Raw genomic sequence first — 17,354 nt, 5'->3', positions numbered from 1 at the left:
CAACATCCTCCTGTAAGACGGCAGGTTTACATGATAGGTTTCAGGCGGGCGACAAAGTGACGCAGAACCGGCGGTTCATAAGTGAATGTCAGCCCCTTTATCGACGATGCGTTATCCATCAGGCGAATAAATGCATCTGCTATATAGTCCATATGGTCGTTGGTATACACACGGCGGGGAATAGTCAGACGCAGCAGCTCCATCGGAGACGGTTTCTGAATACCGGTTTCAGGATCACGCCCTAACAGCAGAGAGCCGATTTCCACACCGCGTATGCCGGACTCCAGGTACAGTGCATTATTCAGGGCATGCGCCGGGAACTGATCGCCCGGAATATGTGGCAGCATTTTTTTAGCATCGACAAATACCGCGTGTCCGCCGACCGGGAACTGGATCGGAATACCGGCTTCGCGCAGGCGCTCACCCAGATATTCAACCTGCGAAATCCGGTAGCGGAGATAATCTTCATCCATCCCCTCTTCCAGCCCGATTGCCAGCGCTTCCATATCACGTCCGGCCAGACCGCCATATGTCACAAAACCTTCCATCGGTACACAACGGATGCGGACTTCATTAAACAGGTCTTCGTCATCGCGGAAACAACACAGCCCGCCGATATTAACGAGAGAATCTTTTTTCGCCGACATTGTCAGCATATCGCCGTATTTATACATCTCTTTGACGATTTCTTTGACGGTTTTATCTGCATAACCTTTTTCGCGCTGTTTAATAAACCAGGCGTTCTCACAGAAACGGGCAGAATCGATAACCACAGGGATATCATGCTTCTTCGCAATGTCATACACCGCTTTCATGTTTGCCAGCGACACCGGCTGTCCGCCGGAACTGTTACAGGTGATGGTTGTGATAATAGCAGCCACATTTTTCGCACCGTGCTCTGCAATCGCGGCATTGAGAAGATCTAAATCAAAGTTCCCTTTCCAGTCATAATATGTCGTGGTATCAAAGGCTTTTGGTGTCACGACGTTAATCGCTTTTGCGCCGTTCAGCTCTACGTGAGCCGCCGTTGTATCAAAGTGGAAATTTGAGATAAAGACCGGTTTATCCGCTCCGGTTTTACGCCGGCGGGCGATCAGTGACGGGAACAGAATCTGCTCAGCGCCGCGCCCCTGGTGGGTAGGAATAGTAAACGGATAACCAATCAGCTTTTTTACCTGATCACACAGATGATAATAGTTACGGGAACCGGCATACGCCTCATCCCCCATCATCAGCCCGGCCCACTGGCGATCACTCATCGCACCGGTGCCTGAGTCTGTCAGCAGATCGATAAAAACCACATCCCCGGGTAATAAAAACGGGTTATATCCGGCTTCCTTCAGTGCAACCTCGCGCTCATTACGGGTAGTCATGCGGATATTTTCTACCATTTTAATACGGAACGGTTCAGGAATACGTTTCATTATTTAATTCTCCGGCAAGCAGCTGTTTATTATTTCTCACCCCGATTTATTAAATATAAAATACAGGAGATACAGAAACAGCCACGGTATTTATTCGTGTGTTTTTTAATTGTTTATTTTAAGAAAATACGCGAAAGGAGAATTAGTTCGGGAAGAAATTGGAGATACGATGATCAATATTAAACCACGCCTGTGTATGACAGGCATCAGTAAGACGACTTTGGATAGATAAGAAATTCATACACAAGCCCCCCTCAGTGGATAAGTAATGTACAAAATTACATTGAATAATTCTTTTGTCTATGATGAATATCTCATAACTAACACATGAAATGATTAAATAAATGATATTATTCATGAAGCAACTAATATACATTAGCTAATTTAACAAGTTTCCATTGTTATTATCTTATCTATATTTAGCCCTGTATTTCTGACGAATCATTGAACATGGCAGTTTCATCAATCACTGCTCTTCTTATTGAATTTTTTATATCAGTGAGAACATTATGAAACCATAACATTTGGTATATAACAGTTAAGTTAATTACCTGTTTCGGGGAAAATAAAAAAGTGGCTTTCACCACTTTTTTTATTTTCATTTTGTGACGCCGGTATATATCCTGCGTCATGAAAGATACAGACAACGAATCTGTATTACACCAGTTTATGGATCCAGTGGTTCACATCACCCGGCAGAAAATTGACCGGCGGAATTTCAATCACACTGTAAGCGCCCGGCTGCTGGCGACATGCAGCACGCGCAGCAGACACCATAAACTGAGACGTTAATGCCGGGTTATTAATGCGCATTGTATATTCAAATAACTGATTATGCGTTTTGCCGGACACACCTTTGTGGATCATCGACACGCCGTGTCCCACATCTTTCAGTGCATCAACGCTGTCAACCTGACGGACATGAGTTTCATCAGAAGAGAAATAGCTGTCTGCTTTGAGCGCTGTCGTGACGGTGTCGATATCATAACCTTCGGATAACTCAACATACACCATACGGCGGTGAACCCCGGTACCCATAGGAATGGTCATGGAGAGCGCATCTTTCACACCCGGTATGGCTTTAGCCGCCACACTGTGCCCCATGCTCATACCCGGCCCGAAATTAGTGTAAGTCAGCCCTTTCGGTGCCATAGCCTGCATCAGTGTGCGGACAATCGAGTCAGACCCGGGATCCCATCCGGCGGAAATAATCGCAGTGCTCTTTCCCGCACAGGCAATCGGATCAAGATATTGTTTCAGCGATACAATTTCACTATGTACATCAAAACTATCCACCGTATTAATGCCCAGTGCCAATATTTCTGCGGCAACCGCACGGATAGCCCTGGTCGGCGAACACAACAGTGCCACATCTACCAATCCGAGTTCGCGGATATCTGCCACAACAGGGTACGCAATCTGTGCATCAGAAGCAGACGGATTGCGGCGGACAACACCGGCTATCTCAAAATCATCAGCGGCTTCCAGAGCCTCAATCGCATACTGACCAATATTGCCGTAACCGACGACGGCTGCACGTATTTTTTTCACGGGATTCTCTCTGTCATTATTGATGGTTATATACCCTTATTTATTCAGACTGCAGGTTCGTTGGCGGAACGACGCCTGCCTGCATCCTGAATGACGTTGGGTATACGTCAGAAAATCACACTTATTTATAAAAGGAAATACTGATTTCTTAAATAGTTATGAAAAAAATGTTTTATTTTTTACCTTTCGCTATTCTTAGCAATATTATCCTGGTAAAATCCGGCTCCCCGGATCCCCTCACGGAAGAAAATCACTCACAACAAGAAGGTTGTCATGCATCAGTCTGATGTTACAGAGCGCGGGCTCTTTTCATTAAGTTGGCCGATTTTTATCGACCTGTTATTACATTTTTCCACTTTCCTGATTAATACCTGGATGGTCAGCCACGTCTCGTCAAAATATCTGGCGGCAATGGCAGTCGGTAATCAGGCATTTGACCTGTTTATTACTATTTTTAACTTTATCAGTGTCGGATGCAGTGTGGTAATAGCCCAGTACATCGGTGCAGGAAGGCGCGATAAAGCCAGCCAGGCGATTCATATTTCCATTGCATTCAACCTGTTGCTCGGATTAGTGTCCGCCGGGTTTACCATCGTTTTCGGCTATAAAATTCTGGAATTAATGAATACGCCGGCACATCTGATGGAAGATGCCTTTAATTATCTGCATATTCTGGGGATCTGCTTAATTCCGGAAGCGATTACCATTATTCTGGCTGCCTGTCTGCGCGTGTACGGCAAAGCCAAGCCTGCCATGTATGTCACTCTCGTTGCCAACGTTGTGACCGTCATTGGGAACTGTATTGTGCTGTATGGCTTGTTTGGTCTGCCCGAATACGGGCTGGTTGGTGTGGCATGGTCAACTGTCGCCGGACGTTTGATAGCAGTTGCACTGCTGTGCGCCCTGCTCTTTTATGGTCTGCGGATCAAATTTGTGCCACGCATGTTGTTTCACTGGTCTAAAAATATGCTGCGCCAAATCCTGCATGTCGGGCTGCCGTCTGCCGGTGAAAACCTGGTCTGGATGCTGCATTACATGGTTGCCATCGCCTTTATCGGCCTGATGGGGGAAACCGCACTGGCAGCACAAACAATCTACTTCCAGTTATCATTATTTATTATGCTGTTCGGAATAACCATCAGCATCGGTAATGAGATTATTGTCGGGCACCTCGTTGGTGCAAAACGCTTTGACGATGCCTATCAGCGCGGAATGAAAAGCCTGAAAACCGGGTTTTTCAGCACCATTCCTATCGTCTTTTTGTTCTGGCTGTTCCGCGATCACCTTGCTTACGGGCTGAGTGATGATCAATCCGTCATCAAACTGCTGCTGCCGCTGTTCCTGCTCTCTGTCTTTTTAGAACCCGGACGCACCCTGAATATCATTATGGTCAATGCCCTGCGTGCCGCAGGCGATGCCCGCTTTCCGCTCTGTACTGCCCTTATCTTTATGTGGGGCGTTGCCCTGCCGGTGGGTTACGTGCTGGGGATAAAACTGGAAATGGGCATTCTCGGTATCTGGATGGGTTTTCTGTGTGATGAATGGCTGCGCGGTCTGGTTAACACCTGGCGCTGGCGCTCTAAAAAATGGCAATCAAAACGTCTTGATCTTGAAGGCTGATCCGCTCTGTTATTTCCCCTCTGTTTTATTCTGATTCAGAGGGGAATATTCCCCCGCTTTACTTCTGTTTATTATTCCCTTCCCGGAATCACGCAACAAATATTCCGAAAAATAAACATTCATAATAAATAAACCATCACCGAAGATAAAAATCAAATATTTTACTATTTCAATCGGTTACGAAAAATACATGCCTCCAGAATTATAACTCAGTATAATTATATACTTACTTGTATCGAATAGAACCTGTCTCAGTAAAAAACAGTCAGAAAATAAACAGGTCGGATATCAAAATAGACTAAATATGTGTTAAACAATAAGGGGCACATAAAAATTGCCGGATTAAATACGTAGTAAAGGAAGCAAACAAAAACACACATCACATTAAGCAGCCGGAGAATAAGAATAATGAACATCGTTGACCGCTTTATTGCTTACACAAAAATTAATACAACAACTGACAGAGAAAAAGGCGCGGCAGGTATTATGCCGTCCTCAGAAGGCCAGCGTGTACTGGCAAAACAGCTGGTGCAGGAGCTGGAAGCGCTGGGGCTCACCGACATTAAACTGCGTGATACCGCCATCATCACTGCAACACTGCCGTCAAATCTGGATTACGACGTGCCTGCAGTCGCCTTTTTCGGGCACCTCGATACCAGTGCAGAACAAACTAATGATACACATGCACAAATTTTGCCGTATACCGGTGATGATATCTGCATGAATAAAGAGCTGGGTATTTATCTGCGGAAAAGTGAATTCCCGGAGCTGGCGGATTATCTGGGCGACGATATTATTGTGACCGACGGCACCAGTCTGCTTGGCGCAGATGATAAAGCAGCCATTGCATCCATTATGGATATGCTGCAATACTTTAAACAGAATCCTCAGATAAAACACGGTACGGTAAAAGTCGGCTTTGTACCGGATGAAGAACAAGGTCTGCGCGGCGCTAAAGTGTTTGATGTTAAAGAGTTCGGTGCCGATTTTGCGTATACCCTCGACTGCTGTGGTATCGGCGAACTGGTATATGAAAACTGGAATGCCGGTGATGCTGAAATTGTTTTCACCGGAAAGTCCGCACATCCGATGTCCGCAAAAGGCAAACTGAAAAACTCACTGCTGATGGCGCATAAGTTCATTGCTATGCTGCCGGGCGGTGAAGCACCTGAGTATACCGAAGGTCGTGAGGGCTATTACTGGGTGAAACAACTATCCGGAAACAGCGCGCGCACAGTACTGAAAATGGATGTGCGTGACTTTACCGAAACAGGTTATCAGAGCCGGATGGCCTTTCTGAAACAGTTAGCTGAGCAGTGTGATGCACTCTGGGGTGAAGGCAGTGTGGCGATTTCACTTGCTGATCGTTACTCCAATGTATTCAACAGCCTGCAGGGTGAAAATGGCTATCCTGTGGATATTGCCAAAGCCGCTTACCGCGCCTGTGGTATTGAGCCGAAAGTGATCCCGATGCGCGGTGGTTACGACGGCGCAGCACTGTCACAAAATGGCCTGCCGTGCCCGAACATTTTTACCGGCGCACATAACTTCCATTCAATTTATGAATATCTGCCGGTGAAATCACTGTATGCCGCAAGCGATGTACTGAAAAACGTCGTTACACTGACCGCTTCCCGCTTTAAGCCGGGGGTCTGAGTATGCTCCCGATTCTGGCCGTTCTTGTCGTCATTATCCTTGTTGCCCGTTTTATCCTGAAGGGTTACAAAGCCGAGCCGGTGTTATTTATCGCCGGTCTGGCACTGATGAGCTGCACGCTAATTTTTGGCTGGGGCTCTATTTTACCGAAAAACCTTGCCACAACCGGGATAACCTGGCTTGATCCGTTTGAAGTGATGCGTGATCTCTTCAGCAGCCGTGCCGCCGATCTTGGTCTGATGATCATGGCGCTGATGGGCTTTGCTCACTATATGGATCATATCGGTGCCAATGACGCGGTGGTCAATGTTGCCACTAAACCGCTGAAAAACATGCGTTCACCTTATGTACTGCTGTTTTTCTCCTTTCTGCTCGCCAGCATCCTGCAACTTGCTATTCCGTCCGCGACCGGGCTTGCCGTTCTGCTGATGGGGACCATGTTCCCCATTATGATCGGGCTGGGATTATCACCGGCATCTGCCGCCGGGGTTATCGCCACATCACTGGGTGTGGCATATACCCCGACGGCGATTGATGCAATCCGCGGGGCAAAGGCCGTAGATATGTCAGTCGTTGATTATGTGCTTTATTATCAGGGGCCTGCTGCTCTCGCCACGGTTCTGGCTGTCGGGATCACCCATATCTTCTGGCAACGCCACTGTGACCGGAAACAGGGATTTATTCCTGAAATCGGCAAATCCGTTATTGCTCATGAGAAGGAAAAAACCAAAGGTGCGCCGGGTTATTATGCCCTGCTGCCGATGCTGCCGATTATCATGGCGGTGGGAACATCAAACCTGTTTTTTGAAGGTATTCATCTTGATGTGGTGACAATCGTTCTGATCGCGATGGCCATTTGTATGGTGATTGAAACACTGCGGGTGCGTAATTTCAAAGCGGTCTGTAACGGATTCCAGCATTTCCTTAACGGGATGGGACATGCCTTCAGTAATGTTGTCGGGCTGCTGGTTGCCGCCGGCGTATTTGCCCATGGTATCAAAGTAAGCGGAGCGATTGATCACCTGATTGTGATGGCGGAATCCGTCGGTTTACCGCCATTTGCCATGGCGCTGGTATTTGCACTGATCACATTAGCTGCCGCTATTATTATGGGTTCAGGTAATGCGCCGTTCCTCGCCTTTGTTGAGCTTATTCCGCAAATCGCACACAGCATGGGAGCAAGTGCCATTGCGATGATCCTGCCGATGCAGCAGGCGTCTCATATGGGCCGTGGTATGTCTCCGGTTTCCGGTGTCATCATTGCCGTGTCCAGCGGTGCAAAACTCCAGCCGTTTGATGTCGTTAAACGCACAGCTATTCCGCTGATGGTCGGGTTTGTTATTCACAGTACGATTATCGGTCTTTTCTATTGAGTATTGGCGGGGCAGCCCGGCGCTGTCCCGCCTTATTTTTATAATCACCCCACCGGTAATCCGTTAAGGACAGCGCTATTAAAAAAAACAGATTATCTGGTTAATAACACTGAAATTATTCATAAAAAAACAAAAATAAAGTGATATATTCCAAAAAACCACTTACCCCACAGCTATTCGTGATAGGTATCACGGTGGAATATCACACTTTTTATTTTTTGCATAACCAAATGCCGGCAGATCATATTAATTAATTCTTTTAAATCAAATGATTAGAATAGCTGGCTTGTGTCTTTTGGCGGTGGTCTGATTTTTTGCTCCCTTTGCCCCTTTTTACCCTATTTTTTATTATCCGGAGAAAGATTTTCTCCGGATTCTGAAAATACCCCTGAACTTTGAAAGGATTTTTCTGCTTCTCTTTCGTTACACTGTGCAGCATAACGGATTAGCGTACTGAGGCTGAAAAATGGCAACACATCACACCCCTTCCCAATGGAATAATTTTGTTACGGTACTGCGTCAGTCAGTGAAACCGGCGACCGGTTGCACCGAACCCATTTCTCTGGCACTGGCAGCAGCGAAAGCCGCGGCCTGTCTGAGCGGCGCGCCGACACAAATCCGCTGCTTTGTTTCACCTAACCTGATGAAAAACGGGTTGGGCGTAACGGTTCCGGGAACGGGCATGACCGGCTTACCGGTTGCCGCAGCTCTCGGGGCTATCGGCGGTCAACCTGATGCCGGTCTCAATGTTCTGTGTGGCGTGACACCGGATGATATTGCGGCAGGAAAAGCGTTTCTCGCATCCGGCGCAGTGTCTGTGGAAATCAAAGCGCCCTGTAGCCATGTACTCTATTCCGAAGCAACCGTATACAGCGGCGATGAGCAGGCAACCGCCATTATTTGCGGTGATCACACTCATGTCACTGAAATCAGTCACAATGGTAAAATCATTTATCAGGATGATGCGGTTGCGCATCAGGGCGGCAGTGATAATCCGTTTTCTGATGCCTGTGCGCAGGATATCTATGATTTCGCCACACAAGCCCCTGTCGCAATGCTCAATTTTATACGTGAGGCTGCCGTTCTGAATGACGCGCTCGCCCGCGAAGGCATGACAAACCCATACGGATTACAAATCGGGCGTACGCTGGAAAAGCAACGCAACCGCGGGCTACTGGCAAAAGATTTACTGTCCGACATTATGATCCGCACCTCATCAGCCTCTGACGCACGCATGGGCGGCGCACAACTGCCTGCAATGAGCAACTCAGGCTCCGGTAATCAGGGAATTGCCGCCACACAGCCGGTGGTTGTCGTTGCTGAGTATTTACAGGCAGATGAAGAGCAACTTATCCGCGCACTGACATTGTCACATCTGATGGCTATCTATATTCACAGCCAGTTTCCGCCGCTTTCTGCGTTATGCGCGGCAACAACCGCCTCAATGGGCGCGGCTGCCGGTATTGCCTGGTTATTTGAAGGAAAATATGAGCCGGTTGCGATGGCAATCAGCAGTATGATCGGGGATATCAGCGGGATTATCTGCGATGGTGCATCCAACAGCTGTGCCATGAAAGTCTCCAGTGGCGTGAGTGCCGCCTACAAAGCAGTACTGATGGCAATGGACAGACAATGTGTCGGTGGTAACGACGGTATTGTGTGTGCCGATGTGGACGGCTCTATCGCCAACCTATGCGCACTGGCAAGCCTCTCGATGCAGCACACTGATGTACAGATTATAGAAATCATGGCAAACAAGGCAAAATCAGTCTGATTTTTCCGGGTTTAGCTTTTGAGGAAGCCCCCTTTCCTTAACCGGCCGTAACGGCCGGTTTTTTCATTTTTTTAATTGGAATTTACCCGCTGTCAGGCCGTCAGAGTCGCAAATGCATTGCGGATTTCCTGCTCCGGCAGTTGCATACCGATAAAAATCAGCACGCTCTGTTTGGTATCACCTTCCCGCCATTCGCGGTCAAAATCCGCACTGTACAGGCGCTGAACGCCCTGGAATAATAAGCGGCGCGGCTCATTTTCAATCCACAATAACCCTTTGTAACGCAGCAGATTGTCTGCATAACTGAGCAGTAATGTCTCCATCGCGCGGGAAATCGCACTGATTTCAACGGGCTTGTCCATGGTGATCACCAGCGACTGAATATCATTTTGCTGTTTAGGGGCAAAACGGAACAACGGCTGACTGACAGTGACATTGTCATCCAGCATAAAACCACCCACGTTAAACAATAGCTCCGGCTTGATATCACCGTTCAGCACTTTATGGATCGGAGCTTTGGCATTAATACGCTGCAAGCGGGTGATCAGTACTTCATTATCCGGCGCAATATCTGTTTTGGTCAGCAGAATGCGATCCGCATAACCAATCTGTGCCTGCGCGATAGTAAACTGATCCAGTTGCTGCGGCGCGTGAACTGCATCCACCAGCGTGATAATGCCGTCCAGAACATAACGCTCGCACAATTTTTCATTCGAGAAAAAAGTCTGTGTAATCGGACCCGGATCTGCCATACCGGTGCATTCAATCACCAGGCGGTCAAAATCAATGTTGCCTTTATCCAGGTTATCACACAGGTCGAGCAGTGCATCTTCCAGTTCATCTGAGCGGCTGCAACAGATACACCCATTACTCAGGGTTTTTATTTGTGTGGCGCGATCGCCGATAATTTCATTATCAATCGGCACTTCACCAAATTCATTTTCAATCACTGCAATTTTTTGCCCGTGATCTTCATGCAAAATATGGCGCAGCAGCGTAGTTTTTCCGGCGCCCAGAAAACCGGTCAGAATAGTCACAGAAATAGGTTGCATCATCAGATCCTTCTTACTGACAGACAGGAATACAGAAAGTATCAGAGTAACAAATAATAGCGCAGATAAAAAACATCCCCCGGACAATGTGACTCACATCATACGGGGGACGGGATTACTCAGCAGTAAAACATCGGCTGTAAAACATGCTGTTATCAGTGTGAAGAGACGGTTTTAATCCCTTCTTCCGGCACTGCCACATACGGTGTTTCACAGTCTGTGCGTTCCGGGTTTTTACGTGCATTCAAAGCGGTACGGACACCGTAGAAAATGATGCTGTAAACAACAACCAGGAAGATGATACTCAGACCGGCGTTGGTGTAGTTATTCACCACGATGTGCTGCATGTTCGCAATCTGGTCAGGGGTTAAATCCGTCCCTTCTGCGATACGGCGTTTGTATTCATTCGCCAGCCAGAAGAAACCTTCCAGTTGCGGATTATCACTGAATAATTTCAGACCTAACGCCCATGTTGTACAAATAAGTAACCACACCGCAGGGATGGTTGTCACCCAGATATACCTGGTACGCTTCATCTTAATCAGAACAACAGTGGCAAGGACTAACGCGACAGCGGCGAGCATCTGGTTGGAGATACCGAACAGCGGCCACAGGCTCTTAACACCACCCAGAGGATCGACCACGCCCTGGTATAACAGATAGCCCCACAGACCCACGCAACCCGCTGTACCGATGATACCAGCAACCAGAGAATCGGTTTTTTTCAGGAACGGAACAAAGTTACCCAGCAGATCCTGCAACATAAAGCGGCCGGAGCGTGTACCTGCATCCAGAGCCGTCAGGATAAACATCGCTTCAAACAGGATCCCGAAGTGATACCAGAAGCCCATATTGGCAGCAGGAATGATTTGGTGGAAGACATGTGCGATACCCACAGCCAGTGTCGGCGCACCACCTGCACGGTTGAGAACGGACGGCTCACCGATATCTTTTGCAGTCTGCAAAATTTCTTCCGGTGTAATCACAAAGCCCCAGGAGCTGACAGTCGCCGCAGCATGCACGGTAACATCTTTCAGCTGAGCCATGATCATCGGCGCATCCGCTGTCCCCAGATTATGCAGATCAGGCATGGTGATACCTAATGCTGCCGGCGGGGTGTTCATCGCAAAATAAAGACCCGGTTCGATAATCGATGCGGCAACCAGTGCCATAATCGCCACGAAGGATTCCATCAGCATTGCGCCGTAACCGATATAGCGGGCGTCTGTTTCACAGGCCAGCAGTTTCGGCGTAGTACCGGACGCAATCAGTGCGTGGAAGCCGGAAACAGCACCACAGGCAATGGTAATAAACAGGAACGGGAACAGCGCCCCTTTCCAGACCGGACCAGTACCGTCAACGAACTGTGTCATGGCAGGCATTTTCAGATCCGGGTTCAGGATCACAATACCCACAGCCAGGCCGACGATAACCCCGATTTTCAGGAAGGTTGCCAGATAGTCACGCGGTGCCAGAATCAGCCAGACCGGCAGCAGTGCGGAAACAAACGCATAGCCAATCAGAGCATAGGTGATAGTGGTATCTTTAAAGGTCAGCGCCGGGCCCCAGTAAGGGTCAGCTGCGATCACACCACCAAACCAGATAGCGGCGATCAGTAAAATCACACCCATAACGGAGATTTCACCAATGCGTCCCGGCCGGATATACCGCATGTAGATCCCCATAAACAGGGCAATCGGCACAGTGGATACGACAGTAAACACACCCCACGGACTTTCTGCCAGTGCTTTGACCACAATCAGTGCCAACACCGCAAGGATGATGATCATGATGAGGAAGCAACCAAAAAGTGCAATAGTCCCGGGAACGGTGCCCATCTCTTCTTTAATGATTTCACCAAGAGAGGCACCATTGCGGCGTGAGGAGATAAACAGCACCATAAAGTCCTGTACCGCACCCGCCAGCACCACGCCCGCCAGCAGCCAGAGCGTACCCGGCAGATAACCCATCTGCGCGGCAAGTACCGGTCCGACTAACGGACCGGCACCAGCGATCGCGGCAAAGTGGTGACCGAACAGAACGTTACGGTTAGTCGGAACATAGTTCAGACCATCATTATTAATAACCGCCGGTGTTGACCGGGTCGGATCGAGTTTCATGACCTTTGTTGCGATATACAGGCTGTAGTAGCGGTAAGCTACCAGATAGACTGATACCGATGCAGCAATGATCCATAATGCACTGACGTGCTCGCCGCGGCGTAATGCAACTACGCCGAGACAGGAAGCACCTATTATCCCTAACAGTATCCAGGGAATGTGCTTAAATAAGCGATTAGAGTTCATAACACACCTTTAAGTATGACTGTGATAAGCAAATGTTCCGCTTCCGTGCGGAGAAAAATGGTCCGGAAAAAAGAAAATAGAAACTTTCTGCAAGTGTGTTTTATGATAGAAAAATCAAGGCAGGAAACGGGAATTATCCCGTAAGCGGTAATATAGCGGATTAAGCGGTCACAATTTGCTGCCGGGCGGTTTTATACTGTACCAAAGGCACTGAATTCTGTGATCGGGTTAACGTTATGATTTTTAAATTTTTTTGTAATTTTTATCATTTTTTTTATAAAAGTATTATTTTATACACAACTAACCTGAAACCGACAGAAGACACCAACGGATATGACCAAAAAATCTGACTCTCATCACATGCGCCACCCGGCCTGTACCGACAAACACACACAGCGCGGCATGCTGATACAGCGCTTTCTCCGCCTTCTGACCTTTTGCGTGCTTTTTCTCGCCAGTTTTATGATTTATCAGACCTGGCAGACACAACAGAATGAAGCTTACACCGACGGGCAGATAACCGGGTATTCACGGACAGAAATGCGTGATACCCGCTCCGGTCAACAGCTTGTCGGCTGGCCGCTGATTAAATTTGTCACGCCGGATAATAAAATTGTGACATTCACCTCGCCGGATAGCCTGGTCTGTCAGTCAGAATGCCAAACCGGCCCGACCGGCATTTATTATCAAAAAGATAACCCGGTGAAAGCACAGATCGCGGACTTCGGCGCCCGCTATGGTGAAATGATTGTCTGGGGAGTTATCGCCTTTGTGCTGCTGTGTACCTATATTCTGCACAGTTGGCGTCTGCGTATTCTGATGCGCCGCCGTCACGACACATTATAATTGGCACTTTATAATTAAGCATTACCGGCGGGGCAGCGATTCAAACCCGGTAATCAGTCCGTAAGGGTCGATGCGCAGCCAGTAGCCATTGACCCACCAGTGGTGCTCACCATCACCTTCAGTGTCACACCCCACACCTACCTGCGCCATTCCTCCGCTATACGGATGCGCACAGTCATAAATGGCGGGGATCACTAATTTTCCGGTGGCGCTGTCAGCAAAGCCGATTTTATTCCCGATTTTGACGCGGTAACGTCCCTCTGACGGATAATCAGGTCCGTTATCAAAATAATAAGGCTCGTAAGGCTCCTGCAAATTTATATCTGTAAAATGAAAACCGTAGGTTTTTTTGTCCTGATAGAGACAGATCTGATACGGGTTATCCGGTTTAAAGCACTCCTCGGCATCTGACGGGGTTGCTGATTTCGCCTTAACCCATTCCCGGGCTTTCACCGCCTGAGCCTCAGAATACGCCGCCGCAGACAACGACACCGCAGACAAAAGCACCACACTCAGAAACCTGCGCATCATTCTGTTACTCCACAGTTTTATTATCGTCCGTTATCAATGTTGGTAAATCATCCGGCAAGTCATCATAAGATTGTACTTTGTTATGAAACGAAATATAGCCGGATTGATCCTCACAAGGAACATCATCACGCCAGGCACACTGCTGAGACAGGCGCGGTTCGCTGATCCCCATCCACTGAGCCAGGAACGGCAACATAGAAAGCCCGCTGCGGCGTGACTGAACCGTTTTTTGTTCCGTTGCATCATAGGCGGTCAGAAAGAACGGTACCTGATAATTTTGTTTAAATTCATCAGAATGCACCAGGTTCATCGTATCAAGACCATTGTCTGTCACACGCAGACCATGATCGGAAAAATAGATCATCGTCCAGTTTGCATGATGCTTTCCCGCATCCAGCGCTATCTCTGACAGAAATTTATCAGTATCCGCAATGCTTTGCACATAGCAGGAGATATTTTCAGACGTAATGAATTTATCAAACTGATTATTGGTCCGCGCACAAGGCTGTGGGTGTGATCCCATAAGATGAATAACAATCAGACGCTTACGGTTATCCGACGGTTCTGCGAGGAGATGCAGGATATCCGGACGGAGATTTTCATCCGGTAAATAATCTCGATCGCCCGCATTCCCTTCTTTCAGAAAGACAGTGTGATCCGCCTGTTTTCCTATCATGGCAACCGGAGAATCATATTTGCCGCGCAATCCCTGATTAGAGAGCCAGTACGTTTCAAACCCGGCGCGCTTTGCCAGAGTAATTATACTGTTATTCAGATCCCGCCTGGTATTTTCATGCAGAGTAAACGCATTAGTCAGAGAAGGCTGAGTGGCACCGGCGGCTGAAATGAAATCCGTAAATAATGTGCCGTTTGCCCGGCTCATCCAGGGCGTATTTTCCGCATAAGGGAAACCATACGCCTGCATAAAGTCTTTACGGACACTTTCACCGATGACCAGAATATAAGTGTCATACTTTCCGGAAACAGCAACAGGTTTCCAGTTATCCGGGGTCTGAATTATTTTCGCGAAATGGCTGTTGGACGCCATCACTTCATTATAACTCCGGGCAATATCATAAAAGAAACGTAATTCAGGCAGACCGGAATCCACAATACTGAATTCAGAATTCCAGCCCGCTTTAACTACATTTTTTACCGGCGACCAGAACGCAGGAATAAAGAAAAGCGCAAACAACCAGTAGCGCACAGGTTTTCTGACATTCACCTTTAACCGCATTGCCGCTATTGCACTGCCGGGCAATACTGCCATAAACAGGTAAATCCGCAGAGATATTCCCATAAAAAATTCGGCAGACTCACGGCTGTTAGTATAAATCAGTGAGCCGACTGAATTCACATCAGGAAAGCCGTAATTAATTCCTACCGGCGCATAAAATATACCGGTCAGCGCATAGAGTAATATCACAACCAGATATACCTTGCGGCTCACGGATGCAATAAAGGCGAAAAATGCCAGCGCACTAAAGACATACACCAGCTTTAGCGGATAACCAAAACTGATATGCAGAAGACAGACAAAAAGAATTAATGATGCCGGAGGCAAAAATGCTGAGAATCGGATTTTTTTATGCATAACCTGACAGACAATATGGGAGATTTATTCTGGTATTTATTGCGCGGTATTGTTCCATAACCAAAGAATGTGTCAATTCAAAAGTCAGCGCGATATCACAGTCCTTAATTTTTTATACTCTACATAATTCGGGATGCATGTAGGCGACAAGCTACGCCTGCCGGGGAGCATAGATAAACTATGTGACCCGGCGGGCGTAGCGTAGTCAACACCCGGACATCCTGAAGTATGACGAATATATTGAAGAGAGACTATGACACTATTGTCCGTCATAAATTAATTAATCATTAAAATCCGGCATAATGAATAAAACAGGGCGGATATTATAAAGTCAGTTAAAACAGAAACAGCAGAAAACTCACTCTGCTGTTTCTGCTGTATCAGCAAACAAAATTAACCGGTAACCACCACGGCAGCAGCCGCCTGTTTTGCCACAGATATCGCCTTGTCTGTATCGGATGCCGTTGCCAGTGCAACCCCCATCCGGCGGGAGCCATCAATTGCCGGTTTGGCGAATAAACGCAACTGAACCGTTCCGTGCAGTGCATTTTCCAGCCCGCTGTAACACACATTATCACTGGTAAGAGAAGGTAAAATAACGGCTGACGCCGCCGGCGCATACTGAATAATATCCCCCGACGGCAGTCCCAGAAATGCCCGTACGTGCAGTGCAAATTCAGAGATATTCTGCGAAACTAATGTCACAAGCCCGGTATCGTGCGGTCGTGGTGAAACTTCATTAAAGATAATATCATCGCCGCGCACAAACAGTTCCACGCCGAACAGACCATAACCTCCCAGCCCGTTAACAATCGTCTCTGCCACCTGCTGCGCCCGTGCCAGTGTGGAGTCTGACATCGACTGCGGCTGCCATGATTCGCGGTAATCCCCGTTTTCCTGGCGATGCCCGACAGGTGCGCAAAAATGCACACCATCAACGGCGCGGACTGTCAGCAGAGTAATTTCATAATCAAACGGGATCATCCGCTCGACAATCACCCGCCCTTTCCCCGCACGACCGGCATCCTGGGACGCCTGCCAGGCCGCGCTCAGTCCGGCTTCACTGCGGATAACACTCTGTCCTTTACCCGATGAACTCATCACCGGCTTGATAATACAGGGAAAACCAATCTCACCGGCGGCGCGGACAAACGCAGCTTCATCATCAACAAACCGGTATTCCGATGTAAGCAAACCCAGCTCTTCTGCTGCCAGACGGCGGATACCTTCCCGGTTCATTGTCAGCTTCACGGCATTGGCGCACGGAACAACATTCAGCCCTTCCTGCTCCAGGCGGTACAGAGTATCTGTCGCAATCGCTTCAATTTCCGGTACGACGTAATCCGGCTGCTCTTTGCGGATGACGGATTCTAATTCAGCACCATCCAGCATATTGATAACATAACGGCGATGCGCAATATGCATAGCCGGCGCATTATCATAACGGTCAACAGCAATCACTTCGATTCCAAGACGCTGGCACTCAATTGCCACCTCTTTACCTAATTCACCCGCCCCGAGCAGCATCACTTTTGTTGCTCCCGGACGTAACGCCGTGCCTAACATTGTCATTACTGTCACCTGTTCAGAAAATACCGGAAAATAGCGGCATCATTATACACGCAAT

Annotated in this window: 13 protein-coding genes; 5 read left to right on the top strand and 8 right to left on the bottom strand. The window is 48.0% G+C overall.

Annotated elements, in window-relative coordinates; all coding sequences use genetic code 11:
* Nucleotides 1-26: 26 nt before the first annotated feature.
* The 3 genes from tnaA to ACMHKJ_RS04265 form a co-directional block, all read right to left on the bottom strand.
* Complete coding sequence (tnaA, locus tag ACMHKJ_RS04275; RefSeq protein WP_413492265.1) at nt 27-1,424, bottom strand: tryptophanase; 1,398 nt, start codon at nt 1,422-1,424, stop codon at nt 27-29.
* A gap of 142 nt (nt 1,425-1,566) precedes the next feature.
* Nucleotides 1,567-1,665, bottom strand: a complete 99-nt coding sequence (gene tnaC / locus ACMHKJ_RS04270) for a tryptophanase leader peptide (protein WP_413492264.1) — start codon at nt 1,663-1,665, stop codon at nt 1,567-1,569.
* A 416-nt stretch (nt 1,666-2,081) separates the two neighbouring features.
* Nucleotides 2,082-2,975 carry a diaminopimelate dehydrogenase gene (locus tag ACMHKJ_RS04265; RefSeq protein ID WP_413492262.1) on the bottom strand — a complete coding sequence of 298 codons (894 nt, stop codon included), beginning with the start codon at nt 2,973-2,975 and terminating at the stop codon, nt 2,082-2,084.
* A 273-nt stretch (nt 2,976-3,248) separates the two neighbouring features.
* Here ACMHKJ_RS04265 and ACMHKJ_RS04260 point away from each other — a divergent pair, with 273 nt between their 5' ends.
* The 4 genes from ACMHKJ_RS04260 to ACMHKJ_RS04245 all read left to right on the top strand — a co-directional run bounded on the left by ACMHKJ_RS04260 (nt 3,249) and on the right by ACMHKJ_RS04245 (nt 9,398).
* On the top strand, nt 3,249-4,595 hold the full coding sequence (locus tag ACMHKJ_RS04260; protein WP_413492261.1) for an MATE family efflux transporter: 1,347 nt from the start codon (nt 3,249-3,251) through the stop codon (nt 4,593-4,595).
* A 408-nt stretch (nt 4,596-5,003) separates the two neighbouring features.
* The gene (pepT, locus tag ACMHKJ_RS04255; protein WP_413492259.1) at nt 5,004-6,251 is read left to right on the top strand and encodes a peptidase T; all 1,248 of its coding nucleotides are present in this window, start codon (nt 5,004-5,006) and stop codon (nt 6,249-6,251) included.
* Between the two features lie 2 nt (nt 6,252-6,253).
* A complete protein-coding gene (gene dcuC, locus ACMHKJ_RS04250) occupies nt 6,254-7,624 on the top strand; it encodes a C4-dicarboxylate transporter DcuC (protein ID WP_413492258.1) in 1,371 nt (456 codons plus the stop codon).
* 466 nt (nt 7,625-8,090) lie between these two features.
* Nucleotides 8,091-9,398 carry an L-cysteine desulfidase family protein gene (locus ACMHKJ_RS04245; protein ID WP_413492257.1) on the top strand — a complete coding sequence of 436 codons (1,308 nt, stop codon included), beginning with the start codon at nt 8,091-8,093 and terminating at the stop codon, nt 9,396-9,398.
* 92 nt (nt 9,399-9,490) lie between these two features.
* On the opposite strand, the gene yjiA is transcribed toward ACMHKJ_RS04245, so the two are convergent.
* Together yjiA and ACMHKJ_RS04235 are read right to left on the bottom strand one after the other, a co-directional pair.
* On the bottom strand, nt 9,491-10,450 hold the full coding sequence (gene yjiA, locus ACMHKJ_RS04240; protein WP_413492455.1) for a GTPase: 960 nt from the start codon (nt 10,448-10,450) through the stop codon (nt 9,491-9,493).
* 155 nt (nt 10,451-10,605) lie between these two features.
* Nucleotides 10,606-12,756, bottom strand: coding sequence for a carbon starvation CstA family protein (locus ACMHKJ_RS04235; protein ID WP_413492256.1), 2,151 nt, complete (start codon nt 12,754-12,756; stop codon nt 10,606-10,608).
* Between the two features lie 333 nt (nt 12,757-13,089).
* Here ACMHKJ_RS04235 and ACMHKJ_RS04230 point away from each other — a divergent pair, with 333 nt between their 5' ends.
* Nucleotides 13,090-13,602: a DUF3592 domain-containing protein gene (locus tag ACMHKJ_RS04230; RefSeq protein WP_413492254.1), complete on the top strand. Its 513-nt coding sequence runs from the start codon at nt 13,090-13,092 to the stop codon at nt 13,600-13,602.
* A gap of 21 nt (nt 13,603-13,623) precedes the next feature.
* On the opposite strand, the gene ACMHKJ_RS04225 is transcribed toward ACMHKJ_RS04230, so the two are convergent.
* The 3 genes from ACMHKJ_RS04225 to purT all read right to left on the bottom strand — a co-directional run bounded on the left by ACMHKJ_RS04225 (nt 13,624) and on the right by purT (nt 17,299).
* Nucleotides 13,624-14,133, bottom strand: coding sequence for a WG repeat-containing protein (locus ACMHKJ_RS04225; protein ID WP_413492253.1), 510 nt, complete (start codon nt 14,131-14,133; stop codon nt 13,624-13,626).
* Nucleotides 14,134-14,137: 4 nt separating this feature from the next.
* On the bottom strand, nt 14,138-15,727 hold the full coding sequence (locus ACMHKJ_RS04220; RefSeq protein ID WP_413492252.1) for a phosphoethanolamine transferase: 1,590 nt from the start codon (nt 15,725-15,727) through the stop codon (nt 14,138-14,140).
* Nucleotides 15,728-16,120: 393 nt separating this feature from the next.
* Nucleotides 16,121-17,299, bottom strand: a complete 1,179-nt coding sequence (purT, locus tag ACMHKJ_RS04215; RefSeq protein ID WP_413492251.1) for a formate-dependent phosphoribosylglycinamide formyltransferase — start codon at nt 17,297-17,299, stop codon at nt 16,121-16,123.
* Nucleotides 17,300-17,354: the final 55 nt, after the last annotated feature.

The sequence above is a fragment of the Morganella psychrotolerans genome (assembly GCF_965118875.1).
GTDB classification, from domain to species: domain Bacteria; phylum Pseudomonadota; class Gammaproteobacteria; order Enterobacterales; family Enterobacteriaceae; genus Morganella; species Morganella psychrotolerans_C.
Note: the sequence above shows the minus strand (reverse complement) of the source record. Positions and strands in the feature narration are given on the sequence as shown.

Excerpts from the sequence above, each read along its gene's own strand:
- pepT (WP_413492259.1), top strand. The coding sequence starts at position 5,004 with ATGAACATCGTTGACCGCTTTATTGCTTACACAAAAATTAATACAACA.
- ACMHKJ_RS04260 (WP_413492261.1), top strand. The coding sequence starts at position 3,249 with ATGCATCAGTCTGATGTTACAGAGCGCGGGCTCTTTTCATTAAGTTGG.
- yjiA (WP_413492455.1), bottom strand. The coding sequence starts at position 10,450 with ATGCAACCTATTTCTGTGACTATTCTGACCGGTTTTCTGGGCGCCGGA.
- tnaC (WP_413492264.1), bottom strand. The coding sequence starts at position 1,665 with ATGAATTTCTTATCTATCCAAAGTCGTCTTACTGATGCCTGTCATACA.
- purT (WP_413492251.1), bottom strand. The coding sequence starts at position 17,299 with ATGACAATGTTAGGCACGGCGTTACGTCCGGGAGCAACAAAAGTGATG.
- dcuC (WP_413492258.1), top strand. The coding sequence starts at position 6,254 with ATGCTCCCGATTCTGGCCGTTCTTGTCGTCATTATCCTTGTTGCCCGT.
- ACMHKJ_RS04230 (WP_413492254.1), top strand. The coding sequence starts at position 13,090 with ATGACCAAAAAATCTGACTCTCATCACATGCGCCACCCGGCCTGTACC.
- ACMHKJ_RS04235 (WP_413492256.1), bottom strand. The coding sequence starts at position 12,756 with ATGAACTCTAATCGCTTATTTAAGCACATTCCCTGGATACTGTTAGGG.
- tnaA (WP_413492265.1), bottom strand. The coding sequence starts at position 1,424 with ATGAAACGTATTCCTGAACCGTTCCGTATTAAAATGGTAGAAAATATC.
- ACMHKJ_RS04245 (WP_413492257.1), top strand. The coding sequence starts at position 8,091 with ATGGCAACACATCACACCCCTTCCCAATGGAATAATTTTGTTACGGTA.
- ACMHKJ_RS04220 (WP_413492252.1), bottom strand. The coding sequence starts at position 15,727 with ATGCATAAAAAAATCCGATTCTCAGCATTTTTGCCTCCGGCATCATTA.
- ACMHKJ_RS04225 (WP_413492253.1), bottom strand. The coding sequence starts at position 14,133 with ATGATGCGCAGGTTTCTGAGTGTGGTGCTTTTGTCTGCGGTGTCGTTG.